This window comes from Methylorubrum salsuginis (assembly GCF_900114375.1).
In the GTDB taxonomy this organism is placed as follows: domain Bacteria; phylum Pseudomonadota; class Alphaproteobacteria; order Rhizobiales; family Beijerinckiaceae; genus Methylobacterium; species Methylobacterium salsuginis.
In genome coordinates this window covers 68,260-90,271 of record NZ_FOSV01000010.1, presented here as the reverse complement: position 1 = coordinate 90,271, position 22,012 = coordinate 68,260, and the positions used below count along the sequence as shown (strand labels likewise).

31 protein-coding genes are annotated in these 22,012 nt (G+C 67.5%); 5 read left to right on the top strand and 26 right to left on the bottom strand.

The features are described from left to right. The first annotated feature begins 8 nt into the window (after positions 1-8). From BM140_RS25890 to BM140_RS25425, 3 genes are all read left to right on the top strand, one after another. The gene (locus BM140_RS25890) at positions 9-470 is read left to right on the top strand and encodes a hypothetical protein (RefSeq protein WP_165616458.1); all 462 of its coding nucleotides are present in this window, start codon (positions 9-11) and stop codon (positions 468-470) included. Next, positions 442-1,017: a hypothetical protein gene (locus BM140_RS13420; RefSeq protein ID WP_165616457.1), complete on the top strand. Its 576-nt coding sequence runs from the start codon at positions 442-444 to the stop codon at positions 1,015-1,017. Before BM140_RS25890 ends, BM140_RS13420 begins: the two co-directional genes overlap by 29 nt. Positions 1,018-1,120: 103 nt before the next feature. Further along, entirely contained in the window at positions 1,121-1,504 is a 384-nt protein-coding gene (locus BM140_RS25425; protein WP_131803829.1) for a hypothetical protein, read from the top strand. A gap of 63 nt (positions 1,505-1,567) precedes the next feature. Here the strand turns inward: BM140_RS25425 and BM140_RS13415 are convergent, their stop codons facing one another. The 3 genes from BM140_RS13415 to BM140_RS26590 form a co-directional block, all read right to left on the bottom strand. Then, a complete protein-coding gene (locus BM140_RS13415) occupies positions 1,568-2,368 on the bottom strand; it encodes a hypothetical protein (RefSeq protein WP_091946901.1) in 801 nt (266 codons plus the stop codon). 75 nt (positions 2,369-2,443) lie between these two features. Continuing rightward, positions 2,444-3,418 (bottom strand): ORF6N domain-containing protein, encoded by a 975-nt coding sequence (locus BM140_RS13410; protein ID WP_207549459.1) that lies wholly within the window; start codon positions 3,416-3,418, stop codon positions 2,444-2,446. Further along, positions 3,315-3,563, bottom strand: coding sequence for an Arc family DNA-binding protein (locus BM140_RS26590; RefSeq protein ID WP_091946895.1), 249 nt, complete (start codon positions 3,561-3,563; stop codon positions 3,315-3,317). Before BM140_RS26590 ends, BM140_RS13410 begins: the two co-directional genes overlap by 104 nt. A 103-nt stretch (positions 3,564-3,666) precedes the next feature. Between BM140_RS26590 and BM140_RS13400 the strand changes: the two genes are divergently transcribed. Then, positions 3,667-4,086 (top strand): Arc family DNA-binding protein, encoded by a 420-nt coding sequence (locus BM140_RS13400; RefSeq protein WP_091946892.1) that lies wholly within the window; start codon positions 3,667-3,669, stop codon positions 4,084-4,086. Here BM140_RS13400 and BM140_RS13395 read toward each other — a convergent pair. The 17 genes from BM140_RS13395 to BM140_RS13320 all read right to left on the bottom strand — a co-directional run bounded on the left by BM140_RS13395 (position 4,083) and on the right by BM140_RS13320 (position 16,310). After that, positions 4,083-4,373 (bottom strand): phage tail assembly chaperone, encoded by a 291-nt coding sequence (locus BM140_RS13395; RefSeq protein WP_091946889.1) that lies wholly within the window; start codon positions 4,371-4,373, stop codon positions 4,083-4,085. The two genes, BM140_RS13400 and BM140_RS13395, sit on opposite strands and share 4 nt — an antisense overlap. Positions 4,374-4,420: 47 nt before the next feature. After that, positions 4,421-4,774, bottom strand: a complete 354-nt coding sequence (locus tag BM140_RS13390; RefSeq protein WP_131803827.1) for a hypothetical protein — start codon at positions 4,772-4,774, stop codon at positions 4,421-4,423. A 62-nt stretch (positions 4,775-4,836) separates the two neighbouring features. After that, entirely contained in the window at positions 4,837-5,058 is a 222-nt protein-coding gene (locus tag BM140_RS13385; RefSeq protein ID WP_091946882.1) for a hypothetical protein, read from the bottom strand. 68 nt (positions 5,059-5,126) lie between these two features. Further along, the gene (locus BM140_RS13380) at positions 5,127-6,056 is read right to left on the bottom strand and encodes a phage tail tube protein (RefSeq protein ID WP_091946879.1); all 930 of its coding nucleotides are present in this window, start codon (positions 6,054-6,056) and stop codon (positions 5,127-5,129) included. 98 nt (positions 6,057-6,154) lie between these two features. Further along, the gene (locus BM140_RS13375; protein ID WP_091946876.1) at positions 6,155-6,580 is read right to left on the bottom strand and encodes a phage tail terminator-like protein; all 426 of its coding nucleotides are present in this window, start codon (positions 6,578-6,580) and stop codon (positions 6,155-6,157) included. Between the two features lie 2 nt (positions 6,581-6,582). Continuing rightward, positions 6,583-7,260, bottom strand: coding sequence for a hypothetical protein (locus tag BM140_RS13370; protein ID WP_091946873.1), 678 nt, complete (start codon positions 7,258-7,260; stop codon positions 6,583-6,585). Further along, positions 7,261-7,608 (bottom strand): hypothetical protein, encoded by a 348-nt coding sequence (locus tag BM140_RS13365; protein WP_131803825.1) that lies wholly within the window; start codon positions 7,606-7,608, stop codon positions 7,261-7,263. It lies immediately after the preceding gene. After that, entirely contained in the window at positions 7,605-8,258 is a 654-nt protein-coding gene (locus BM140_RS13360) for a hypothetical protein (protein ID WP_091946868.1), read from the bottom strand. The genes BM140_RS13365 and BM140_RS13360 overlap by 4 nt, the downstream gene beginning before the upstream one ends. After that, positions 8,255-8,491 carry a hypothetical protein gene (locus BM140_RS26290; RefSeq protein ID WP_114435996.1) on the bottom strand — a complete coding sequence of 79 codons (237 nt, stop codon included), beginning with the start codon at positions 8,489-8,491 and terminating at the stop codon, positions 8,255-8,257. Before BM140_RS26290 ends, BM140_RS13360 begins: the two co-directional genes overlap by 4 nt. A 107-nt stretch (positions 8,492-8,598) precedes the next feature. Then, on the bottom strand, positions 8,599-8,763 hold the full coding sequence (locus BM140_RS26285) for a hypothetical protein (RefSeq protein WP_244535424.1): 165 nt from the start codon (positions 8,761-8,763) through the stop codon (positions 8,599-8,601). Positions 8,764-8,958: 195 nt separating this feature from the next. Beyond that, the gene (locus tag BM140_RS13350; RefSeq protein ID WP_091946862.1) at positions 8,959-9,459 is read right to left on the bottom strand and encodes a hypothetical protein; all 501 of its coding nucleotides are present in this window, start codon (positions 9,457-9,459) and stop codon (positions 8,959-8,961) included. Positions 9,460-9,464: 5 nt separating this feature from the next. Then, on the bottom strand, positions 9,465-9,794 hold the full coding sequence (locus BM140_RS13345) for a hypothetical protein (RefSeq protein WP_165616456.1): 330 nt from the start codon (positions 9,792-9,794) through the stop codon (positions 9,465-9,467). Between the two features lie 6 nt (positions 9,795-9,800). Further along, complete coding sequence (locus tag BM140_RS13340) at positions 9,801-11,153, bottom strand: phage major capsid protein (protein WP_091946854.1); 1,353 nt, start codon at positions 11,151-11,153, stop codon at positions 9,801-9,803. A gap of 20 nt (positions 11,154-11,173) precedes the next feature. Continuing rightward, on the bottom strand, positions 11,174-12,094 hold the full coding sequence (locus tag BM140_RS13335; protein WP_091946850.1) for an HK97 family phage prohead protease: 921 nt from the start codon (positions 12,092-12,094) through the stop codon (positions 11,174-11,176). Between the two features lie 157 nt (positions 12,095-12,251). Next, complete coding sequence (locus BM140_RS13330) at positions 12,252-14,024, bottom strand: phage portal protein (RefSeq protein WP_244535423.1); 1,773 nt, start codon at positions 14,022-14,024, stop codon at positions 12,252-12,254. Positions 14,025-14,034: 10 nt separating this feature from the next. Continuing rightward, positions 14,035-15,720, bottom strand: coding sequence for a terminase large subunit (locus BM140_RS13325; RefSeq protein WP_091946847.1), 1,686 nt, complete (start codon positions 15,718-15,720; stop codon positions 14,035-14,037). Next, positions 15,720-16,310, bottom strand: coding sequence for a hypothetical protein (locus tag BM140_RS13320; protein ID WP_131803824.1), 591 nt, complete (start codon positions 16,308-16,310; stop codon positions 15,720-15,722). The genes BM140_RS13325 and BM140_RS13320 overlap by 1 nt, the downstream gene beginning before the upstream one ends. Before the next feature lie 161 nt (positions 16,311-16,471). Between BM140_RS13320 and BM140_RS13315 the strand changes: the two genes are divergently transcribed. Continuing rightward, complete coding sequence (locus BM140_RS13315; RefSeq protein ID WP_091946843.1) at positions 16,472-16,840, top strand: hypothetical protein; 369 nt, start codon at positions 16,472-16,474, stop codon at positions 16,838-16,840. Here BM140_RS13315 and BM140_RS13310 read toward each other — a convergent pair. The 6 genes from BM140_RS13310 to BM140_RS13290 all read right to left on the bottom strand — a co-directional run bounded on the left by BM140_RS13310 (position 16,835) and on the right by BM140_RS13290 (position 22,003). Then, positions 16,835-17,161: an HNH endonuclease gene (locus BM140_RS13310; protein ID WP_091946840.1), complete on the bottom strand. Its 327-nt coding sequence runs from the start codon at positions 17,159-17,161 to the stop codon at positions 16,835-16,837. The two genes, BM140_RS13315 and BM140_RS13310, sit on opposite strands and share 6 nt — an antisense overlap. A 176-nt stretch (positions 17,162-17,337) precedes the next feature. Further along, positions 17,338-18,033, bottom strand: coding sequence for a transcription termination/antitermination protein NusG (gene nusG / locus BM140_RS26280; RefSeq protein WP_244535422.1), 696 nt, complete (start codon positions 18,031-18,033; stop codon positions 17,338-17,340). Positions 18,034-18,084: 51 nt separating this feature from the next. Then, complete coding sequence (locus tag BM140_RS13300; protein WP_131803822.1) at positions 18,085-18,696, bottom strand: hypothetical protein; 612 nt, start codon at positions 18,694-18,696, stop codon at positions 18,085-18,087. Beyond that, positions 18,668-19,552 carry a hypothetical protein gene (locus BM140_RS25415; protein ID WP_131803820.1) on the bottom strand — a complete coding sequence of 295 codons (885 nt, stop codon included), beginning with the start codon at positions 19,550-19,552 and terminating at the stop codon, positions 18,668-18,670. The genes BM140_RS13300 and BM140_RS25415 overlap by 29 nt, the downstream gene beginning before the upstream one ends. A 7-nt stretch (positions 19,553-19,559) precedes the next feature. Further along, the gene (locus BM140_RS13295; protein WP_091946834.1) at positions 19,560-20,621 is read right to left on the bottom strand and encodes a DNA methyltransferase; all 1,062 of its coding nucleotides are present in this window, start codon (positions 20,619-20,621) and stop codon (positions 19,560-19,562) included. Then, positions 20,618-22,003, bottom strand: coding sequence for a DEAD/DEAH box helicase (locus BM140_RS13290; protein WP_091946831.1), 1,386 nt, complete (start codon positions 22,001-22,003; stop codon positions 20,618-20,620). The genes BM140_RS13295 and BM140_RS13290 overlap by 4 nt, the downstream gene beginning before the upstream one ends. Positions 22,004-22,012: the final 9 nt, after the last annotated feature.

The following is a 22,012-nucleotide window of genomic DNA, read 5'->3' as shown; positions in this document are numbered from 1 at the left end:
CGCGCCAGATGCGCCTGCTTCTCCGCGAGGGCGGCGGTGGCCCGCTGATAGGCGACGGTGCCCCCAAGGCCCTGTTCGAGGGCGCGATTGACCAGAGCTTGAGCTTTCTCGACCTGCTGTTGAGCGCGGAACGCGGCATCGTTGGCAGCAGCAAAACGGTCCAGCGCGGCTTTCGCGCTGAGGACCCTTCGCTCCGACCGCTCGGTCGAGGCAGCGACTTCCTCGCCAGTTTTCGCAACATTCTGCTGCGCGTCGGCGACCTTGTTCGCATCGGCGACCGCCTTTTCAGCGCCCTCCGTTTTGTAGCGAAACGTCGTTTCATCGACGAGCTGTCGAGTAGCGACCATGGAAACTCCACGCGAAAGCGCCGCGCGAAGCACAGCGTCGTTTCAACGGAGGGTGGGTGTAGGATCGGACGCCGAATCACCGGGGCGCGCCGACGTGCAAAGTTTCTTTGTGTCTGTTTATGAACGAAGCGCCGAGATCGTCCGGACTATAGCGGACAGTCTGAACATTGATCGCAATATCGCGATTGCCGGAATGCTTTTAACCGCGTTGTTCGGCGTGCTTGGCCTGGTACCCGCCATAAAGAGCCTCGGCATTGCGCGCAAAACACTGGGCAGGAACCTCGACGCCCGCCTCTGGCTGCATGACGATCAAACCGCTGAGGTCCAGATTATTCTTCGCAACCGAGGGACCGCCACCGCGACTATCGACAAGCTGACGGTCACGAGCCCGCGCAGGTGCCGGGTCGCTTGGCTGGTGAGGCCAATCGAGAACATCGAAAGCTCCACCCTGCTGGATTCGGGTCTAGACAACAATCACGAGGTTCTGCTGACCGTCGAGCCGGGCGGCTCGGGCACGGTCGGCATGGCCGTGCGCCTGCCTCGCTCGTCGAAATCCATCAAGGCGCTATCCATCCGCGCCCGCATGTCCGCGACCGACTTGGCCAAAAGGTACGTCGCCCTGGACGTGACGGTGCAGATCAGCAGCGCCATCATCGTCAACCCGAACTGAAGGAGACACCAGTCAGCCACGTAGGATCGTCCCTCTTCTCGAAGTTGCAACCCAACCCCACCCCGCGTCATGGTGCGCCCCCGGTGGAATGGGGAGATGGGTGATGGTTCGGTTGTGGGCCGTGGTGGCGGTGGTGTGCCTGTGGGCCGGGACGGCGGGGGCTCAGTCGGAGGCGCCAAAGCTTATTAAACTCAGCCCTAAGCAAGTAGCCGTAATAAAAAAGGAAGTGGCATCTAAGCTCAAGGACTACACCAGCGCCCGTTTTGAAGCGCCATTTCTTGCCGCGCAGATGAATGAGGCAGCGATAGGCGTTTGCGGGTTCGTCAACGGAAAAAATAGCTACGGCGCGTATGCCGGAAACACGCCCTTCAGTGGCGTCTTAGGTGTGAAGGGCGAAGGTTTTTTTGTAACCGGCTTTGGCAGTTCAGACGGCGATCGCGCCGGAGTATACTACGCTTGCGAAAAAACTGGGACGCCACTCAGGTAGTTCGATCCTCGCGGCACGCGCATGCATGCCTGCATGAGGCGCCGCGAGGATCGCATTTAAGCGTCAGGCCACGCCGACCGCGGCCACCGCCAAGATCGCCCGAGCGAGCATCCCGCCCTTCACCTCCTCGTCGTCCGCGTCGGCCTGGACGCGCCGAGCGTAGGCCGCGAGCGCCACGAGCCCGTCGAGGGTACGGGGCGTGATCGCCTCCATCTCGTCCTCGATCGCGCTGGCCGCCACGCAGAGTCGGTCGGCCTCGGCGCGCATGGCCGTATATCCGCTGGCATCCTGCGCGGCTTGGATGTCGGCCATCCAGCCATCCCAAGCCGCTACGATCTCGTCGGCGCGGGCCTGCCGCTCCGGCCACGCCACCTTCTTCGTGATGTGCGTGGCGCCGGGATGGACCTTGTCGCCGGGCTCGACAGGTACGGTTTGCACCCGCATCTGCGGCCTGCGCAGCTCGTCGGCGTTGCGGCCCAACCGATTGGGCGCCCCCATCACGTACCAGAGCCGGCCGTCGGCCCGCTGTTTCGCAAAGAGGTGGAGGCCGAAGTCGTGGTCCTGATCGTGGAAGAACAGCGCCTCGGGCATCGCCGGCCGACCGATATCGACCAGTTCCGAGGCGGCGCTGCTGGTCCGCATGAAGGCGTCGTCCATCGCGGTCCAGCGTTCCTTGAGGGCGAGAAGCGCGGCGTCGGGATGGGCCTCGGCGGCCCGCGCCGGCTGCGGGATGAAGGGGAGCGCCGCAGCAGCGGCAAGCAGGAGACGCCGCCCCGGATCGTGCTCGCGCTCGACGGCGCGGATGGCGAGGGAGACGGGGCCTCCCGTAGAAGGCAAGCGTGTGCTATCGCTGGCGTAGGCCATCGGGATTTCTCCTGAAAATCTCGGGGGTTCGATGGCTCGGCGGAAGCTCCTACCTTCCCGCCGGGCCGCTTCGTATCAGGCCGTCACCGTCCCGAGATCACCCCGCAGGGCCTCGGTCGTCGCCGTTGACCAGATGAGCTGCGTCACGGGCGTGCCGTTGTGGTGCTTCTTGCCGGTCGCGGCCATCCGACCTCCATGCTCCCGGCCCTTATCGGTCGGCTCGTAGACGATGCGGTCCTTCGCATCGCGGAACGCAGTCTGAAAGCCGTGATCGATGAGCGCCTTGTTCGTTTCGCGGGCGCTGAGCCCGAGCGCGCGGCCGATGTCGGTCACCGTGATCTGCGCGCCGCCGATGTCCGATTCCAAGCGCGGCGTCTTGAGCAGGCCGAGCATGCTGACGCCGGTCATCTCGCGGGTCGCGCCGTCGGCCGAGAGCACCGCGTGGTTGCCGGTCACGCCGATCATGCGGCAGATTTTCAGGAAGCCGTTGAAGCTCAGGCGGGCTTCGCGGGCGCGGGCGATCCGTGCCATCTCGGCGTTACCGGCTTTCGGCGCCATCTCGGCGGCCCGTTCGATCGCGAAGTAGCGGTCGATCATCTCGCCCTGGACGGCCCACGCCCGGTCGTCGGACATCGGCTTCACCAGCTTGAGGTAGCCGCGCTTGGTGATAAGGGTGACATCGCCCCCGCCCCGGGCCGGAAAGGCGCCAGGGAAAGCCGTACGTAAAACGTCCAGCTTTTCGGTGGTGTAGTCCTCGCCCTCGACGAAGCGACTGCGGTTGTCGTTGAACGTGCGCCGCGCGGTCCCTTCAGGGCGCTCGTGGACGCGATCGACCTGCGCGAAGGTCACAACCTGCTCACCGCGGAACTCGATCCGGGAGAGATCGACGCCGCCGATTGAAACGGTCGGCGGGCTGCTATTATGTCGGGCCATCTGCGGATGCTCCTCATCCGTGGACTGCGGGAGCGCCTTGCCGGGCGCTGTCGTGGGAACCGGCGGCGGGGGTCGTGTCGCCAAACTCTCCCCCCGTCGTCGGCCTTTCGCCGTCACCGAACGCTTGTGCGAGGTGATGGACGATCTCGTTGTTCATGCTGCGGTGGTTGCGCTTTGCCGCCTCCGCGATCCGGCCACGCATGCCGTCCGGCATCCTGACGATGAACTTGTCGTGCTCGCGTGCCTGCGCCTGCCGCTGCATTCGCGCCTCCGTGGTAGCGACTCGACATATGATGATGTCGTTCTGACATCATGTCAATTCGCTACCATAGCAAAAGTGTCAGATCGCTACTACCGCTGTCGGCATGAGCAAGCCGCCCGCGCCGAGTGACACCGCCGACAAATTCATGCTCCGCATGCCAGACGGACTACGCGATCGCCTCAAAGCTGAGGCTGAGTCGAACAATAGATCTATGAACGCTGAGATCATAGCGCGCATTGAGGCCAGCTTCAATAACAAGCACATTCCTGATGAGGTCATTTATGAAATGCTTACACGACAAGCTTTGTCAACAAGCAATGCGGCCCTGTACGTATTTGTAGATCTTGTCATTGGCATGGGGAAAAATGGGGTCGATCTTCTGAATTATTTGCAGGGCTATCGGGCCAGTCTTGGCAAAACGATTGATGATGGCGACGAGGAGGGAAAGTTGATGCGTACGGCTCTGGTAGAAGCCGCAGAGCGCAAGATGAACGATCTAAGGCAGAAGCGCAGATCGTCTTAGCTTTTCCCGCCTCTCGTCTTCGCCTCCTCCGCCATATGATCCAGATAGACCCGATCCTGGACCCGGATCATGCGGCGAAGCCGGTCGAAATCGTCGGCGTCGTCGATCTCGTGCCGGGCTGCGTAGCGGTCGATCGCCGACCACGGGATGGGCCCGGCGCCGCCGAAGGCGCCGAGCGGCCGATCCGTCGAGAGGTCGGAGAACGCCTCGCTGTAGACCCCAAGATGGGGCGCGAGTTCGGGGCGGTCGGCCATGAAGGGCGGGCAGAAGGTGGGGTCGTGCTCCATCTCCCGCTCGGCCCATTCGATCTCCTTGCCCCAAACCAGCGACCACCTCAGGCAGTCTGCGAGTTTCCCTCGTCCGCCTCGTCCGCGGCGGCTTGCTCCTCGCCGACGACGGTCGCCGCATAGACGCAGGCGTCGAAGAACGGCCGGTAGGCCGGGTCGGTGAGGAAGGCGCGAGCCTGATCTTTCGAGTACGGGATCGGCTGGCCGTTCTCGTCCTCGAGGTTCTCCCAGTCGATCAGGGCGTGGTTGAGCAGGCACTTGGCGCTGATTTCGTCCATGACCTTCGGCGGCAGTCGGCCTTGGTGCCGGTCCTGTCGCGGCACGGCGGCCATCAGCGTTTGCTGGAGCTTGCGGAAGCCCGCGTTGTTGAGGCCCTTCGTCTTGAGACGGAGGTCGCCCATGTCGGGAATTTCGCCAACCCAGGCACCGTTTTCGATTTTCTCGGCGTCGACTTTTTGGATCTTCACGCGTCGGAATCCTTCTTCTCAACCTCGGCGGCGGGCGCCGGCTCGGCCTTGGTGGTGGAGGGTTTGGCGTCGGAGCCCTTGAGGCGGGCGAGGCCCTTGCCGATCAGCAGATCGGCGTGCTCGTTCGACAGCTCGGGCTCTTCGCCCGTCCGGAACGCACGCTCGTCCTTCCCATTCGGGTAGGACGAGAAGTCGGAAAGGATGGTGACGGTCTTCATGCTGCGCCTCCTCGCGCATCAGGGCCGCAGCGCTGAGAAAGCGCCGCGGGTCAGGATGAGGCGAGCGATCAGGCGACCGCGCGGGTGATCTGGATCGACGCGTTGGTGGTGCTGTCGAAGATCCCGCGGAACGGCAGGCTCAGCATCACGTCGTCGGTGTTGCCGCCCTTGTTCGGCGCGCCGTCGAGGAACCGGGCCTTCGGGATCAGGATCGTGTATTTCTTGTTGGCCTCGACGCCGACCGTGAAGGAGATCGCACCGGAGCCGTGGGCGAGGACGGCCGCGTACTGGTCGTTGCCCTCGAAATACATCTCGGCGGTGCCGGTCACGTTGCAGCGGCCGACGCCGAACTCGGCCGAAAGGAGTGTGCCGACCGAGTCGCGCACGCGCATCTCGTTGTTCACCTCCAGCTGCAGCGACTTGAGCCGGATCGGGGTCGTGGTGCCGCCCACCGTCAGCGTGCCGACGTTCGCCGATGACGTGGCCGGCTGGTTGGTGTTGGCCGCCGCGTAGGTGGCGCCGGTGACGATGGCCGAGTCCAGCGTCTCCTGTACGCCCATCAGGCCGAACGAGCCCGTCACCTTCTGCCGCGAGGGCAGGTTGAGCGACATGGTGTTGACCATCACGCCCGCGAACCGGCTGAAGCTGTTGGTGCCGCCGAAGTTGATGGTCTCCTCGATGGTGAAGGAGGGACGCAGCACGCCATTCTTCAGGACGTTGGTCGCCCAGGCGCCACGCAGCGCGGCAGCGATGAAGTCGTCGAAGGTGTCGCCCGACAGCTCGAAATCGTAGGAGCCGGTCACGTCCTGCGAGGTCATCAGCTCGTCGCGGACGTTCCGGTCGGCCTGAATCTCGTCGATCGTGGCGGTGCCCTTGTTGGTGCGCAGGCCGCCGCCGGTGATGCGCAGCAGCTTGAATGAGGGCGTGGCGGGGGTCTGCCCGAAGACGGTCTCGGCGACGTAGGCGGTACGCCGCTCCGACCCATTGGCGAATGCCATAGTCCTGCTCCTGATGGTCGTGAAAGGGCGCGACGCGGCGCGCGGAAGGCCTCTCCGACGCGGGAGAGGATCGAGGTCGGGCCGCGCAGGCGGCCGGATCAGGCGATGATGTCGTGGTCGTAGGGGACGGCGAACGACAGGGTGAACCAGCCGCCGGCATCGTTGCGGTCGTCGATCACGGGCTGGGACGGCGCGAAGCAGCGGACGCCGTCGAAGTTCTTGCCGCGGAACAGGGCGGCGATCTCATCGACCAGGGCGAGCGCGCCGACGACGCCCGATCCCGACTCGACGTTCAGCAGCACCCGGAACGCGCCCTCGTCACGCCAAACGTTCGCGCCGGGCGCGCCCATGCTGATCTGCTCCGAGGTCGAAACGGGATAGTGGACCTCGAGGTAGGCGCTGTTGTCGGCCGGGGTCTCGGCGTCCTGGGTGTTGAGGCCGCGCACCGGCGGACGCCCGGTCAGCGCCGCCGACCACGCCGTCAGCCGACCCTCGACCGCGGCGGAGACCGCAGAGAGCGCCATGCCTACCAAGTCCCCTCTTCGATGATGATGGCGGGCTGGCGCGTCAGCCAGTCTTCGCGCTTGCTCGGGTCGCCTTTGCGGAAGCGCGCGGCCAGCCGCTCAGCCGAGGCCGTCTGCGCCCACTCGCCGATGGCGCCGCTCGGGAGCGAGCGGAAGCCGAAGCCGATGTAGGAGACCTGCCCGAACCGCTTCTTCGCCATGACGGCGACGCTCTCGTAGACGCCGTCGGGCGCCTGCCGCGACTGGCCGCGCTCGACTTTTCTCGCGTACGGCTGGCCGTTCAGGACGATGTACCGCTCGGCGGGCGGCGGGTTGAGCGGATCCATCTCCCCGTCGTCGGCGAACCAGATGTGGCTGCGGGCGTAGCGCTCGGTCAGCACCGGCGAGTGGACGATCAGCATCTCGTCCACCCACTTGATGACCTGCCTCAGCAGGTGGAAGCGGAAGACGATGACGCCGCGGTCGGGGTTCACGCTGGTCAGCGGCGCCTCGGCGCGGCCGTCCACGAAGGTGTCGTGCCCCGGCACGTGCCCGAGCGCGGCCCGGTTGATTTCCTGGCTCTCGCGCAGGCCCTCGCGGGCGTGCTCGGCGATGAGGGCGCGGCGGCGCTCCGGCGAGAGCGAGGCCGCCACCGTCAGGCGAACGTCGAGGCCGGAGGATTTGAAGCGGGCGAGCGCCATCTAGCCCTCCACGGTCACGTTCATCCGCACCAGCGTGCCGGCGATCCGCACCGGCTCCACGAACTTCACCGTGCGGGTGCGTCCGTCGAAGATGATGCGGTCGAGTTTTCTCAGTCGGGTCGCGTCGGCATCGGCGAACTCGACGGGCAGCCCCGTCGGCGAGAGCACCACCTGCGTGTCGCCTTGCTGAAGGCCGCCGGCCAGCTCATCGGGCCGGTAGCCGCGGACGAAGGCGCGGGACGGCTTCTCGATCGCCGCGGCGTTCGCCACGGGCCGGCGCAGGACGACGTCCTGTCCGTGCTCGCGGATTTCCTGATCTAGCATAGCGATGGCAGCGGCGGGCGTCACGCGAAGGCGAGCCTCCGATACTGCGCCAGCGTCGCTTCGGCTTCCGGGTGCGGCAGCGCCGCGCTCGCGCCTTGGACGTAGAAGCTACGCGAGCCGATGCCCTCAACGTCCTGGCTCTTCACCATCGGGTCGCGCCCGACCCCGAAGGCCGGGCCGCCTACCAGTTGGATCACGGCGCGCTCGATGTCGCCGGGTAGCTTTTCCGCGCCGGCGGGCGGACTCGCATAATCGTCGTCGCCCGGCAGCACCCAGCCGGCGACGTACTCGACGGCGACGATGCGGCCGTGGAAGGCTCGGCGGTCGCCGTCTTGCAGCCGATAGAGCAGCCGGTCGTCCACCTCGTAGGTGTCGGGGCTCAGCAGCAGGCCGTCCACCGCCACCGCCTGAATCGACACGACCGGGCCGGCGTCGAGCAGCAGGCCGAGATAGAGTTCGTCGCGGCAGCGGTTCGCGATGTCGAATCGCTGGCGGTAGGTGGTCCGGCCGAAGACGCGGCGGCAGAACGTCGAGGCCTGGGCGGAGGATTGGTCAATCCAGCGCTCCAGTTGCGTGTCGGTCGGCGCGGACGCCGGCAACCCGAGATCGCCCCGGGCGTTCGCCGCGGTCGTCAGGCGCGTGCTCACGGGCGGCACGATGATGGAAGCGTTCATCGATTCACCGCGTAGACGACGACCGGGATGGCGAAATTCGCCGCGACCGACACCACCGGCACGTTCGCGACGACCGTGAGGGTGTTGGCCGCGGTCGGCAGGGCATGGTGAAGCGCCCAGCCGGTCGGCAGCGCTGCGGCGCTCGCGGGGTAGATTTCAAGCAGGTCGGTCGTGAGCGCACCCGCGCAGGCGATCCCGGTGAAGGATCGGACGCCCGCCGCGACCTGCAGCAAGGCGGTCGCCGAAACGGTCGTGGTGCAGACGAGGACGGAGGATTTCGGACCGGCCGGCCCGGTGGCGCCGGGTGTCCCGTCCTTGCCCGCGGCGCCCGTGTCGCCCTTCAGTCCTTGGGCACCTGCGACGCCTTGAGGGCCCGCATCGCCCTTTGGGCCTGCCGGTCCAGTTGGCCCTGCCGGACCCGCCGGGCCTCGCTCGCCTGCGATTCCGCTCGCTCCTGGCTGTCCGGTCGGTCCGGCGTCGCCTTTCGGTCCTTGCGGTCCTGCATCGCCCTTGTCGCCTTTTGCGCCTGAAGTACCGGGAACCCCTGGGGCGCCCCGATCACCCTGCGGCCCTTGCGCACCGGCCTCGCCCGCCGGGCCGGGCGGCCCCATGCCGGGGCTGCCGATCCCGCGCGCCTCGGCTGGCGAGACGAGCCCGAGCGAGAGGCAGGCGAAGAGCCAGAGGACGGCGCCGGGACGCATCACGACCCGTTCCCATACTGAAGCTCGGGCGCGCACGGCGTGCTCGGCGCCGACACCGCCATGATCGATACGAAGCTCGGGTTGCTGGTCCCGATCACCTCGACCGTACGGGCGAGATAGCGGACGCCGGTCGTCGCTGTGACGGTCTCAGACAGGCTCCCAACCTTGCGGATGCGGACATCCACGTCGCACGGGTTCACGAAGCGGTAGGTCGTGGCGTTCGCGGGCTTCGAGATCGCGAACTGCTTCGGCGTCGTCGTCACGCCGTCGAAGATGATCGGATCGATCGTCGCGCGGACGAAGGGCGCCGTCATGACGTTGAGCGGGCTCGTCATCAGGCCGCACGGCACGGCCTCGCGGCCCTTGCCGGTCGCGCAGAAAATGACCTGCCCGATGACACCGAAGCAGTCGGGCTGATGCCACGGCTCATAGGACGCCTGACCAGCCAACAGCGCCAAGGCGCCAAGCGCGAGGCCGCCGATGACCCAGCGACGCCGCATGACGGTCAGCCTCGCGCGGTTCCGCGGCGCCCGCGGGGCTTGCCGTCGTTGTCGATAGCAGCCTCGTCGGCGGCATCCGCCCGACCGTCTTCGACCGGCGCCTTGCCTTCGTCCTCGCGGCCCACGATCCGGGCATGCCCGAGCGCCTCGAGTTCGGCCGCCTGCCACCGCGGCATCTTATAGGGATCGCTCTGTGCGTTCTTGTGCTCGGCACCCTCCATGTAGCTGGTGAGGGGCTGCACCATCACGTCGTCGGCTTCTGCCATCTGTCCACCTCCCGTGAGTGCGATGCCGGCGGCAGCGGGCCGCCGCCGGTCATGGATGGTGATCGTCACGACCGATCAGGGGGTGGGGGTGACGAGGTTGCCCTTCACGAAGGCCGCCGGGCGGTAGACGGCAAGCGCCAGCCGCTCCTCGGCGCGGATCGTGAGCAGGTTGCGAATGAAGTCGTCCTCGTTCTCGGACGACACCAGCACCTCGATCGCCATGCGGTCGAAGAGCTGCGCGCCGAGCTGGAAGGCGCCGACGAGGAAGTCGTTGACCGCCATGGCGAGGGTGGTCGCCACCGGCAGGCCCCACAGGGTCGCCGCGATCTGCCCCTGAGGAGAGCCGATGATGTAGCGGCCCTGCGTGTCCTTCGTCAGCTCGATCCGTGCCCAGTCCGTGTCGTTCAGGACGATGCCCGAGGCCGGATAGAGCGCGAGCGTCGCCTGCAGGATTGCGAGGCGCAGCCGGTCGATCGGGGTCTCACCCGTCACGGTCACACCGGACGGCGCGGCGTAGGCGCTGGCCTGGGGCATGATGCCGTTGAGGTTGGCGCCCGAGCCGTTGCCGTAGAGGATCTGTGCCTCCTCCACGAACTGCAGGCCGTAGCGGGCCCGGCCGTCGATGTAGGAGGCGAGCCCGACCGCATCGTCGAGGATCTGCCGCGAGGCCTTGAAGTAGTGCGCGATGGTGCGAACCGGGGCCGAACGCAGGTCGAAGGTGATGTCGGACTTGGGCTTCAGATTGCCCTCGGCGACCGGGGCGGCCGCGTTGGTGAAGCCGGTCTCGGCCGGGTACTCGATGTTGCTGGAACTGGTCTGTCCGGGCGTGATCAGGTCGCGCACACGCAGGGTACGGTTCGGCAGCCCGACGATGGGCTGACGGTCGGCGGGGACGAGCGAGTTGCCGGCCGACACGCCGGTGCCGACAGTCGAGGTCGCCGAGGTGATGTTCTTGGTCTCGATCGACACGCGAGCCGAGCCCTTGTGCGAGGAGCCGTCGGCGAGCATCGACTTCGCCTTCTCGCTGTCGATGAAGTGCTGGCCGAGCGACTTCACCTCGGTCGCATGGCTGCCACCGCGCCGCGCCGCCTTCTGCTCGACCTCGGCGAGGCGGGCGTCGAACTCGCCGATCTTGCCGTTCATCTCGGTGATCGCCTTATCCGCGGCGGCCTTGGTCTCGTCGGTCAGCTTGCCGAGGCTCTTCATCTCGCCCTCGGCTTTCTCGGCGAAGCGCTTCACCTCGTCGGTGGCGGCCTTGAGGCCCTGGGCCAGCACCTTCATCTCGCCGTCGCCAGCGCCGCCTTGGGTGCCGGACGCTGCGGCTGCGCCGCTGTCGGGCGGGGCGAGCGCCACGCGGAGGCCGCCGATGCTGCAGGCAGCCAGGAACGCCGCCGGGATCGCCCCGGCGCTCACGATGAGCTTGGTCATGATGTCGTCTTTCGGTTGGTTCAGGGGAGCTTGAAGCCGGCGAGGCTGCTGCCAAGGTCGGCGAGCATCGTGTGGGCTTCGGTCTGATCGGCCTGGTCGCGCCCCTCGTCCCGAGGACTCGCCTTGAACAAGCGCCCGGCCATGGCGCCCGCCTGGGTGTGTGACAGCCCGAACTCCTCCCGGAGCCAAGCCTTCACCTCCCGTTCCGTGATCGCGCCCTTCGTCCAGCCCATCAGGCCGTCCGGGGCACGCGAACCTGTCAGCGCCTCGTAGGCGTCGCGCAGCGCATCCATCAGGAGCGCGCCGTCCTTGCCTGAGGAACCGAAGAAGTAGGAGGCCATGAAGCCGTCCTGCAGGCGGATCGCCGCCTCGATCCGGTCGGCCGCAGTCGCGGTGTCCGGATCGGTCAATACGGCCGCCTTCATCTCGACGCGGGCGAGCCGCTTCATCTCGGTAACGCGCGCCATGGCGTTCGAAGGATCGTCGACGAGGCTGATCTCGCCGAGGTGCAGCGCTTTCAGGGTGCGTTTTGGGTCGCCCGCCTTCTGGCCGTAGACCGCGCCGTTCTTCTTGATCCGGTAGCCAATCGACAGTCCGGACAGCGCCCCGTCTTTGACGAGCTCGTAGCGCATGCGCCCGACGTCGGTGTTCATGCCGGAGAGCTTACCCTCGACACGAAGTCCGTGCTCGTCCTCCTCGACCTTGGTCCAGATTCCCACCGGCACGCCGTCGCCGCCGTATACCCCGTGCATGACGTGCATCGGGACGCCACGGCCCTGTGCTTTGCGTTCCGCGAGCGATTCGGCGAACGCGCCGGGCAGGATCAGGTCGCCGTGACTGTCGATATTGCCGAACACCGCGCCGTAACCGGAGAACGTGCCGTCGGCGCCGGCCTCGGCGAACTTCAACTCCAGCGGAGCCACGAAGACATCGGGCTGCATGCTTAAGCTCCCAGTCGATGATCTTGATTGCAGGCGGCCGGAGAGCTACCTTCGCAATCAGCGCAGGCCCGGCGAGACGTTTCGGACGTAGGCTTTCAGCCGGTGGCCCAAGGATGGTCGCGAGACCAGGCACGAGGCATCGCGGGGCTGCGCGCCCTCATCGCTTCATGAATGTGTGCACGGTCAGCGACCGCTTGCGCTTCCGAACGGCCAGAACGGCGCGATAGCGGTGGCCGCGAATGCTCAGGGTCACGATGACCGTCGCCAGCCCTTGGTGTTCGGTATTGCCACCGGCGGTGACGCGCCCTCGGGTCAGCAGTCGAGGTAGGTTCTCGTAGTCGGCGGCGAGGATTGGACTGCGGTCGCCTGATCCGAAGCCGTGACGGCCCGCGATGTGGCGGACGTGCTCGGACGCCAGCCCAAAGCGCCACCCATCGACGTCTCGGCCCGCCGCCTGGGAAAACCGCCCGCCCGAAACGCGTCCGAGATCGAGCACATCCATCAGTGTTCTGTCTTCCAGCGAGCGGCGTGCCATTCGCTTCGCGGCTCGCCCCTTGCCGCCAGATCCGGAGAAACGCCCATCTTGGTCTCGAGGGTGCTTCGATGGGTCGAACGCCTTGCAGTCGCCAAGCCGCTTGAAGAGGTCATCGAAGTCGAAAGGGGGGCCGTCGAGCGCACCTCCCGCCCGGTTGGTCCCGTTCGCCAGGGCCTCTGCGGCAGACCCGCTCGGCGCAGTGCCCAGCTTGTCGATCGGCAACATCGCGCCCTGCATGAACAGCTGATCGCCGCCGGGCAGGGGCGGCTTATTCTCGCGGGCGCGAATCTCGTTCGGGGTGCTGAGGCCGTGGGTGACCTCCGCGCTGTATAGTTCGGCGCGCCCTTTGCTGTCGGCGCGCATCAAGCCCTCGACGTTGAACTCGGCGAAGAAGCGCTGTTGCTCGGCGGGGGTCAGGCACTTCGTCCAGATCGCCTGCTCGGCGGCCTTCAGATGCGAGCGGAGGGTGTATGTCAGGAACCAGAGGTTCATCTGCTCCAGCCCGGTGCCCCAGGCCGTGGCCTTGTCCATGTGCCCGATCATGACGGGCAGCACGCCGAACCAGCGGCAGATGACCTCGATGTTGAAGCCGCGGGTCTCGAGGAGCTGCGCATCTTCCGGCGGAAGGCTCAGCGGGACGAAGGACCAGCCGCCTTCCAGCAGCGGCACCTTTCCCGCGTTCTGGGCGCCCCGGTACTGCTCAAGGAACGCCCGTGCGTCCTGTCGCTGCTCCCTCGTCAAGTAGGCCGGCGCCACGAAGGTGCCCGAGGGGCGCATGCCGTTCTTGAAGATGCGTCCCGCGACGCGCTCGGCGCCCATCGCCGTGCCCAGGCTGTGCCGACCTGCCGCAACCGCCGACATGCCCATCTGGCCGTCGAGCGAAAAGCCCTTGAGGTGCAGAACTTGATCCTCGGACAGGGTCTGGGTCTGCCCCTGGTAGGTGTGCCGGTAGGTCAGCGAGCCGTCCGTCTCGCGGGCGACCTGCACGCGATCCGGACGCATCGGCAGCAATGCGATCACGCGACTGCCCGCGCCCCGGACGATCTCCGCGTAACCGTTTCCCCACAGCAGCTTGCAGGCGAACATCGCCTGCCAGAACTCGACGGCCGTCATCTCCGCGTTCGGGCGGTCGTGGAGCACTCGATAGAGGGGGTGCTGCGGCGCGGAGCGGCTGCGGCCCTGGCCGTCCCGCTCGTAGAGCGGTAGCGGCAGCGTCGCGATCGTCTGCGAGACCAGCCTGGCGCATGCCCAGACAGCGTCCAAGGTCAGCGCGGTGTCGACGGTGACGCTTTCGCCGGAATGGCTGGGCTCGCCGCCGAACCACGTAGTGAGGCGCTGGTCCGTCAGGCCCAGCCCGCGGGCGACCGTCAGCGCCGCCTTTCGGAACAGGCCCATGCGCAGCCTTTCAGGCGAACAGCGGTTCCCGGAGGAAGTCGCTCGGGTCGGAGATCTCGGCCGGCTCGGGATTCGTTGCCATCAGCGCCACCGCGTTGAACAAGGCCATGGCCACGTCGATCTTGGCGTCGCCCGCGTTCTGCTTCGTCGCCCGGATCGCGGTCGCGGTGGGCTCGATCTTGAGGTTCGACGCGCACCACGCCGCGAGGCCCGAGCCCGAGTGCCGAAGCGTGCCCGACGCCAGCTTCCGCTCCGCCGTCTTGATCGCGTTCATCAGGCCGTAGCCCTGGCTCACGCCGATAAGGAGCTTCTCATCTTGGGTGATGCCGACCTCGGCGAAGGCCTCGATCAGCTCGCCCAGGCCCGCCGGATCGACGCCGATGCAGGCGAGCAGGCCCGCGTCCTTCACCCGTTCCGCGATGGCGACGATGGCCGAGATGTCGTCCAGCTCGTCGGCGACGATCGTCATCTCGCCCGCGGCCTCGAACTCGCGCAGCTTCGTCGCGATGCTCTTGCGGCGCTCCAGCACGCCCTTGTGGGCCCAAGCATGCGTCCAGGCGAGCCAATCGCGGGTGACACTGTCGCGGCCCACGACGGCGAGGCCGAAGAGATCGTCCAGGCCGCCGCCGTCGATGCCGATGCAGATAACCTCGGAGCGGTGGAGCAGGTCGTCCAGAGTGAGGCCTTCCGGCTCCGCCGCGCGCTCCCAGAACTCGGCGCCGGGCCAGCGGTTGGCCCGTAGGCCCATGCCGATCTCGACGTTGAAATGCTGCGAGGCCAGCAGCGCCAGCGCCTCCGGCCCTTCCTGATCGGCCTTCGTCAGCTGGTTGGCGAGGAACCCCTCATCCACCGACCGGCCCATGTTCGGATTGACCAGCGGCCAGAGCGTCCGGTCCTTCCATCCCCCGTCCTTTGTCAGCCGGGCCGGCAACTCGTAGAGGATCGGCAGCAGCGGGAGCGCCATCTCGCCGTCGCGCACCCGGCGTGCGGTCTCGAGTTCCTGCTTGAAGACGCCCGCCGGCGTATCCTTCGACTGCGTCGTGACCTGAATCAGGAAGCCGTCCGGCCGGGCGGCCAGCGCACCGCGGATCTCGACGAAGACATCGGCCGCCCGCGGCTTCTTAGCGAACACATGCGTCTCGTCGATCAGTGTGTAGGTCGCCTTCGACCCGGTGATGACGTCGGTGTCGGCCGCTTTGATCTGGAGCGAGGCGCCGGTGCGCCGATGGGTGATGGTCCGGACGTGGTGCTGGCCGTGGAAGAGCTTCGCCAACTCCGGGTCGGCCTGGATGATGCCCCACGCCTGCTTGTAGGCGATGTTCGCGATCTCCTTGGTCGGCGCCACCAGCAGCGCTTCGGCCAAGGGGCGCCGGTTCACGATCAGCACCGTGACCATGATGGCCGCGGCGCCGGACGACTTGGAATTCTTCTTCGGGACGAGCCAGAAGAATTCCTGGATCATCCGCCGGTCGGTCGCCGGGTCGTAGGCGCCACAGATGGCCCGCACGATCGGCAGAAGCCACTCGGTCCCGGCCTCGGCCATGGTCGGCTTGCCGATCACGTCCGGGATGCGCAGCCGGTTGAAGATCCGGACGGCGCGGGCCGCCTCGCCTTCGAACAGCGGCAGGTCCGGCACCAGCGTGCGCCCGGCGAGGATGCGATCCTCCCAGTCCGGGCAGGCCGTGTTCCAGGCCATCAGTTCGGCCGGGCGTCCGGCATGGCGAGGTCATCCCCCCAATCCGAGCCGAGCCCCGCCGACTTCGCGTCCTCTGCCGCTGCTGCCTTCTTGCCAGCGGGCGCCTGCGCCTCGGCCAGCGTCTTGGTCGTCAGGGCGATGTTCTTCAGCACGGTCGCCCGCTCGCTCAGGCTCAGCGCCTTCCGCAGGCTCTCGCGCTGCTTCGCGTTGTCCTTGCCAGCCAGGGCCTCGTCGATCATTTCGCCGAGTTCGCCCTTGCGCGTCGTCACCGCCTCAAGCTCATCGACCAGCCGAAGGGTTACGCGGCGGGCCCGCTCGACGATGTCCGGCGTCGTGGCCGGCTCATCCGGTGCCAACTCGCGCAGGCGCTCGACGATGGGCGCTACGAGGGCGTCCAGAGGCTGCGGACTCTGCGGAGCGGGCTGCGGAGTTTCGGCGCCGGGCCGGACCCACCCCTCGGCCTTGGCACGCAGGCGGATCGCCTTCTCGTCGCAGTTGTACCAGCGCGCCAACTCTCTGACAGGCAACGCCGTTTTCGTATAATCGCGCTCGACCGCTTTCCAGTCGATCGACTTTTTCGGCTTCGCCATCGTCAGAACGTCCGCAGCACTCCGCAGGCCTCGCGCTCACCCACCGGGAAAAAATCTGCGAATGGGACCCTGTGCGGTTGCCGGCCCCTGCCGCTACCGACTTTTGACCCCGCCCCTCCCTAGGTGCCATGCTCCGCCAGCGGGCCGACTAGGGGCGAGCGATGCAGTCAATCACGGACAAGAATCTTGCCCGCCTTGAGTTCACCCTGGCAGCTGCCCAAGCCATCATCTCTGCGCCGGCAGTTCACACCTTCTGCATCGGCATCACGGGCCGCCCGAAGGCTCGCCGCAACGAGTACCGAAGAGCTCTCGCCTTTGAGGGGCAGACCCTTGAGGGCTTCGCGCTCCTCGACTGGGACCGGACAGGCGGGCAAGCCGTGGCCATGGAGCGCTGGCTATTTGAGCGCTTGAAGACCAACACGAAGTACGCAAACCATGGGAGCGTGAGCTACTTCGGATCAGTCAAGAAGGCGCTGCCCAACCAAGCGGTCTACATCGCGTGGTGGAGACCAAGTGCTGTCGCTTCATAGACCCATCCGCCCAGCCCTCGCCCGCGCCGTCTTAACCTGATGGTGCTTCGGGCAGAGCGCCTGTCCGTTGGCCGGGTCCAGTGGAGCGCCACCGTCCTTCCGCTCGATGATGTGGTCGGCATAGAGCCTGACGCCACCGCGCCCGCCTTGAACCCCGCATCCTGCCCACTGGCAGCGCCAATGCGCGCGCTTCAGTACCTCAAGGCGCCAGGCCCTGTGCTCGATGGTCAGCAACTCGGGATCAGCGCGCTTCGGGGCTGGGCGGGCTGTCCTCGTGTCGAGGGTGCCAAGGCGGGGGGCGAGGGTCGCGAGACGGGCCATGCCCTACCCCGAGCATGAAAAAGCCCCGTAGCGATCCCGTCGCTCGGGGCGCAACAATCCCGGCGCCTCGGACCTATGCCGTGGGCCGGGTCGCCGCCTGGGCCAGACTGCGCGATGCGCTGTCGCCGCGGGCGGGATATCCTAAGTGCGAGCCTGCCGCGCGCGCGGGGCGAAAGTCAAGCGACGCGCACCTGCTTGTATTCGAGTTCCACAGGCGTCATGCGCCCGAAGATCTCCACGGCGACCTTGAGCCGACTCCGCTCCTCGTCGACCTCCTCCACGATCCCTCGAAAGGAGGCGAAGGCGCCGTCTTCCACCACAACGGCATGGCCGATTTCGTACAGGATCTGGGCCGCCAACTGGACCTCCTCGCCGTGTCCAGTGATGGCGTCGGCAAAGTCCTGCATCTCGGTCGCCGGGATCGTCATCGGCAGGCCGCTGGCGCTGCGCATGACGCCGCCACGACGATAGCTCGTCAGGTCGTCGTAGACGCCGGGATGCTCCTCCACGCGCCGCAGTTCGCTCGTACCTTCCGCGATGCCGACGAACAGCAGCCGGTTCAGCACCGGCACCAGGGCGACTCGCACCTTGCCGATGTCCGAGACGAGCCGGATCGCCTCCCGCGCTTCGAACACCGGGATGCCGATGGCCCTGATCTGCTCGGCCGCCCGCGCCGCCCAACGCGGCAGCGTCCGGACCACATACCACGTCAGGCCGGTCGCAACCTCGAATCGGGGCAACTCCTCCCGGGCCGCGGTGTAATCGCCCGCGCGAACAGACTGCATGTTCACGGCGACCGCCTTCCTGACGTTCCGGCGCTTCTTCTCCCTGGCCTTCATCCGGCGCTGCGCGCGGCGCTGCTTGTTCGTCATGGCGGCTGTTCCTCGATACGCTACGGGAGGGGGTAGGGAGAGGATCGGCGATCAGGTCTCGCCGTCCTCTTCGGACAGAGCCGAAGCAGGCGCAGGCGCGCCCTCGCGCTTGCCCGCCTCACGGCGCGCTCGCCGCCGCTCAAGGTCGGCGGCAAGCTTCGAGTCGCGGCGCTCGGGGAGCGGTTCCGGAGCCGGCCCGGTCGGTGCAGCGGCGCGCTTCGTGGTCTCGGCCACGAACTCGGCGTGCGCGCGGTTGATCTCCGCCCGATCCGCCTCGCTGGCGACGTGGTAGACCTCGGCGTCGAGGATGGCGTTGATCCGCGCCCGCTCGGCGAGGTGGCCCGAGATCAGCTCGCGGCAGACGTTCGCCATCTCGGCCGCCGTCGGCGCGTAGGTGCCGTTGCCGGTGCGGCCGGACAGGAACCGCATCGTCGTCTCCACCACGGCCCAGGCCGGGTACTGGCCGAGAACCATGATGAAGCCCTGCTTGGCGAGCTGCATCGCCTCGGGGCCGAGCGGCGCCGTCGCCATGCTGGAGCGTAGGATGCCGACATTCTCGCGGATGGTGATGTCGTCGGCGCCTTTCAGCCCGGCGTCGATCTCGCTGCGGCGATCCAGCAGCAGGCCGCGCTGCTCATCGGTCGGCGCGGCCGCCGCCGACAAGGCGTAGCGGCGGAAGTTCCCCGGGATCGGCTCCAGGTTGTTGTGCAGGTAGCCGATCAGGGCCGCCGTGCGCTGCGGCGCGGGCGGGATACCCCCACGGATCGCCGGAAGCCGCTGTTCCGGTTCGGCTACGGTCGAAAGGGCGCTGGTCATCCGAGCCTCGCTGGCGGGAGTGGTGGGCTTCGTGGGCGTCGGCGGCCCAGAGGTCGGCGGCGGATGCCGAGCGGCCTCGCGCGGGCGCATCGCGCGGCTTGATCGGGTTCAGCACGCGCACCGTGTAGCCAAAGGGGTCGCCGGTCCCGGCCGCGACAGCGGCGCTCAGCGCCCCGTGGACCTCCTCGGCGCTGTGCTTCGCCAGCAGCTTGCCGATCCACGTCCGGACGCTCTTGTCCGACCGGCCGCTGAGATCGGCGAGGACGGCGGGAAACTCGACCCAAACCCGATCCGAAGTCGAAAGCTCGGTGGCGGGCGGCGGGACGGCAGTCCCGGCCGATGCGGCAGCATCGGAAATCGGGGCGGGGGAGGGATTAAGGGTGGGGGGTTGGGGTGTCGGGGAAGGGGGGCGACCATTCAGGGAGGGGGCGGGGTTGTCACGCCGTGTCACGGCATCAACCACGTTGTCACACGTCTGATGTGTGACAACGTGTGACGCGAGACGGCGCCGACGCTGCTGCCGCTCGTTCTGGCGCGCGCGACGCTCTTCCTCTTTCGCTTGCTGCGCAGCGATCTCGGCCAGCCGTTTGGCCTCAGCGTCGGCGAGGTCCTTGGCCGCCTCGACCTTCATCAGCGCGGCCATTTGCTCGCGGGTCAGCCCCGCAGCGAGCATGGCGTCGATCATGTCGGGTGAGAGGGCCACTCCGCACCTACTCCGCAGCCGGCGCGAGCGCGGTGAAGAAGTCGAGCACCTTGCTCGGCTCAGCCTCCTTGGCGGGGCGAGCCGCGAGGTTGCGGGCGGCCTGGGCGAAATAGGTGTCCTTGAGCTCGAAGCCGATGCCGCGGCGGCCCATGTTGACGGCCGCCCAGACCTCGCTGCCGATACCCAGGAACGGCGTGAGCACCGTGTCGCCCGGCGCCGACCAGAGATCGACGCAGCGTTCGATGACGTCGAGCTGAAGCGGCGAGATGTGCTGCTCGTCGGCCTCGTCGCGCTCGTCGCGCGCGGCCGGGTTGTGGCGCTTGTTCTGCAGGGTGCGGTGCTGGTCGATGTCGGTCCAGACCGGCGAGGCGTAGCGCTGCCACACCATGATCGAGGCCCATTGCTCGTAGGGCCAGGGCTTGTAGGGGCCAGGCCCCTTCCACTGGCCGCGGCGCTCGGCGATCTCGCGCTCGTAGGCGTCGCGGGAGATGTCGAGGTCGGTGCCGACGTACTCCTCGAACGATCCGCCGATCGGCTCGGGGTTCTCGCCCGGCTTGCGGAACGTCAGGACGTAGTCGGCGGCGGCCTGACCGCTCAGGCTCGAATCCTTGGTGATCTGCTTGTGCAGGAGCCGGATCGACTTCGTGCGCGTCATCGCGCCGACCGGGTCTTTCCAGATGCACACCTCGGAATGGAAGTGCCAGCCCGCGGCCTCGAAGGCGCGCACGACCTCGCCGCGGAAGTCGCGCATCCCGATGAAGCCGTCCCGGCGCTTGCTGGTCGGCAACTGCATGACGTGGACGGAGTGCAGGCGGCCCGGCACCGTGACGCGAAGCAACTCGGCGATCAGGAAGGCGTAGTGCTGCCAGAACTGCTCGCCCTCGCTGTTCGAGAGGTCGCGCTCGTGCCTGGAGAATTTATACAGGCCCTCGAAAGGCGGGCTGTGAATGCCGTAATGGATGATCCCGCTCGGTAGGGCCTGGATCATCTCGCAGGCGTCGCCCTCATAGATTGCATAGTCGTCGGTCACGACTTGGTTGACGGCGCGAATGTTGGCGAAGTGGCTCATGCGGCGTCTCCAATCCAGGCAGGAAGCGAAAGCGCCTGCGCGGGCGCGTAGACGGGGCGGTCGCGCTCGGCGCCGCGGATCGCGGCCGCGCCGAGGTCGGCCATGTGGGCGACCATGGCGGAGGCCATCCGCTCGGCGTCGGCCTCCTTGCGCTTGAGGTTGGCGACGACGGCGCCCTCGGTCTCGGCGGCGATGAAATGGGCCGTGACGGGCTGGGTCTGTCCGAAGCGCCAGAAGCGGCGGACGGACTGGTAGACCTGCTCCCAGCTGTCGTTCAGGCCGACGAAGCCGGTGTCGGCGCAGTGCTGGAAGTTGAGCCCGTAGCCGCAGATCGAGGCTTTGGTGACGAGGTGCAGGCTGCGGCCCTCGACGAAATCGAGGATCTTGCGCTCCTTCTCATCCTCGTCATCGGAGCCGCGGATCTCGACCGCGCCGGGGATGGCGCGGGCCAGCCCCTCGCTCTCGGCGTTGAGGTTGCACCACCACACGAAGGGCCGATCCGGCGGCGTGATCGAGGCAGCCAGCGCCACGCGCTCCGCTACCGTGTCGCGCCGGGCCGTCAGGCGCTCCCGCATCGTGCGGGCCTCCATCGGGAACAGCGTGCCGGTCGCGGCCGGGTCGTGCTCGGCCCGAACCGTGTGCTGGACCTGATGCAGCGGCGGCAGCCGATAGGCGCCGTCCTCGTATCCGAGGTCGGAGGGCTGGCGCAGCATCACGCAGAATGAGGCGAGCCAGCGCCAGAACGCAGCCTCGGCGTGGCCCTTCAGGCGCCACTTCTGCGTCTCGCTGCCGTCGTGCGTGAAGAACGTGGCGAGCATGTCCGTGTAGGACATCGCCCCCAGGAACTCAGCATGGTTGCCGAGCTCCATGAAGTCGTTGGGGGCCGGCGTCGCGGTCGCGGCGAGGCGGTAGGGGATCGTGGCGCAAGCCTGGATCAGGTGCGTGCGGTAGTGGCCGGTCGCGCTCTTCAGGATGCTGGACTCGTCCAACACCACGGCCACGAACCGACCGAGATCGAAGTGGCCGAGCTTCTGGTAGTTCGTGACGTTGATGCCGGGCCCGCACTCGGATTGCTCGCGCACCTGCCGCGCCGGGACGTCGAACTTGTCGGCCTCGCGGATGACCTGGGCGGCCACGGCCAGCGGCGCGAGGTGCAGGACCATGCCGCCGGTGGCGCGCGCTATGGCGTCGCCCCAGGCGAGCTCAATCAGGGTCTTGCCGAGGCCGGTGCCGGCGAACACCCCGGCGCGGCCGCGGCGCAGCGCCCACCGCACGATGTCGGCCTGGAACGGGAACAAGGCCTCGGCGAGGGGCGGCAGATCGGTAAGGCCGGTCGGCGGATCGGCCCGGCGCTTGGCCGCGAGAAAGGCTGCATAATCCATGGCGGCGGC

Bases quoted from the DNA above. Each gene is read 5' to 3' on its own strand.
- BM140_RS13310 (WP_091946840.1), bottom strand. From the start codon at position 17,161: ATGGCCCGTCTCGCGACCCTCGCCCCCCGCCTTGGCACCCTCGACACG.
- BM140_RS26285 (WP_244535424.1), bottom strand. From the start codon at position 8,763: ATGCAGGACCGCAAGGACCGAAAGGCGACGCCGGACCGACCGGACAGC.
- BM140_RS13360 (WP_091946868.1), bottom strand. From the start codon at position 8,258: ATGAACGCTTCCATCATCGTGCCGCCCGTGAGCACGCGCCTGACGACC.
- BM140_RS13350 (WP_091946862.1), bottom strand. From the start codon at position 9,459: ATGCGGCGTCGCTGGGTCATCGGCGGCCTCGCGCTTGGCGCCTTGGCG.
- BM140_RS13415 (WP_091946901.1), bottom strand. From the start codon at position 2,368: ATGGCCTACGCCAGCGATAGCACACGCTTGCCTTCTACGGGAGGCCCC.
- nusG (WP_244535422.1), bottom strand. From the start codon at position 18,033: ATGACGAACAAGCAGCGCCGCGCGCAGCGCCGGATGAAGGCCAGGGAG.
- BM140_RS13335 (WP_091946850.1), bottom strand. From the start codon at position 12,094: ATGCAGCCCGATGTCTTCGTGGCTCCGCTGGAGTTGAAGTTCGCCGAG.
- BM140_RS13315 (WP_091946843.1), top strand. From the start codon at position 16,472: ATGCAGTCAATCACGGACAAGAATCTTGCCCGCCTTGAGTTCACCCTG.
- BM140_RS13325 (WP_091946847.1), bottom strand. From the start codon at position 15,720: ATGGCCTGGAACACGGCCTGCCCGGACTGGGAGGATCGCATCCTCGCC.
- BM140_RS13290 (WP_091946831.1), bottom strand. From the start codon at position 22,003: ATGGATTATGCAGCCTTTCTCGCGGCCAAGCGCCGGGCCGATCCGCCG.
- BM140_RS13390 (WP_131803827.1), bottom strand. From the start codon at position 4,774: ATGGGCGACCTCCGTCTCAAGACGAAGGGCCTCAACAACGCGGGCTTC.
- BM140_RS25890 (WP_165616458.1), top strand. From the start codon at position 9: ATGCGCCTGCTTCTCCGCGAGGGCGGCGGTGGCCCGCTGATAGGCGAC.
- BM140_RS25425 (WP_131803829.1), top strand. From the start codon at position 1,121: ATGGTTCGGTTGTGGGCCGTGGTGGCGGTGGTGTGCCTGTGGGCCGGG.
- BM140_RS13295 (WP_091946834.1), bottom strand. From the start codon at position 20,621: ATGAGCCACTTCGCCAACATTCGCGCCGTCAACCAAGTCGTGACCGAC.
- BM140_RS13375 (WP_091946876.1), bottom strand. From the start codon at position 6,580: ATGGCGCTCTCTGCGGTCTCCGCCGCGGTCGAGGGTCGGCTGACGGCG.
- BM140_RS13380 (WP_091946879.1), bottom strand. From the start codon at position 6,056: ATGGCATTCGCCAATGGGTCGGAGCGGCGTACCGCCTACGTCGCCGAG.
- BM140_RS13320 (WP_131803824.1), bottom strand. From the start codon at position 16,310: ATGGCGAAGCCGAAAAAGTCGATCGACTGGAAAGCGGTCGAGCGCGAT.
- BM140_RS13395 (WP_091946889.1), bottom strand. From the start codon at position 4,373: ATGGAGCACGACCCCACCTTCTGCCCGCCCTTCATGGCCGACCGCCCC.
- BM140_RS13340 (WP_091946854.1), bottom strand. From the start codon at position 11,153: ATGACCAAGCTCATCGTGAGCGCCGGGGCGATCCCGGCGGCGTTCCTG.
- BM140_RS13330 (WP_244535423.1), bottom strand. From the start codon at position 14,024: ATGGGCCTGTTCCGAAAGGCGGCGCTGACGGTCGCCCGCGGGCTGGGC.
- BM140_RS26590 (WP_091946895.1), bottom strand. From the start codon at position 3,563: ATGCAGCGGCAGGCGCAGGCACGCGAGCACGACAAGTTCATCGTCAGG.
- BM140_RS13400 (WP_091946892.1), top strand. From the start codon at position 3,667: ATGAGCAAGCCGCCCGCGCCGAGTGACACCGCCGACAAATTCATGCTC.
- BM140_RS13370 (WP_091946873.1), bottom strand. From the start codon at position 7,260: ATGGCGCTCGCCCGCTTCAAATCCTCCGGCCTCGACGTTCGCCTGACG.
- BM140_RS13385 (WP_091946882.1), bottom strand. From the start codon at position 5,058: ATGAAGACCGTCACCATCCTTTCCGACTTCTCGTCCTACCCGAATGGG.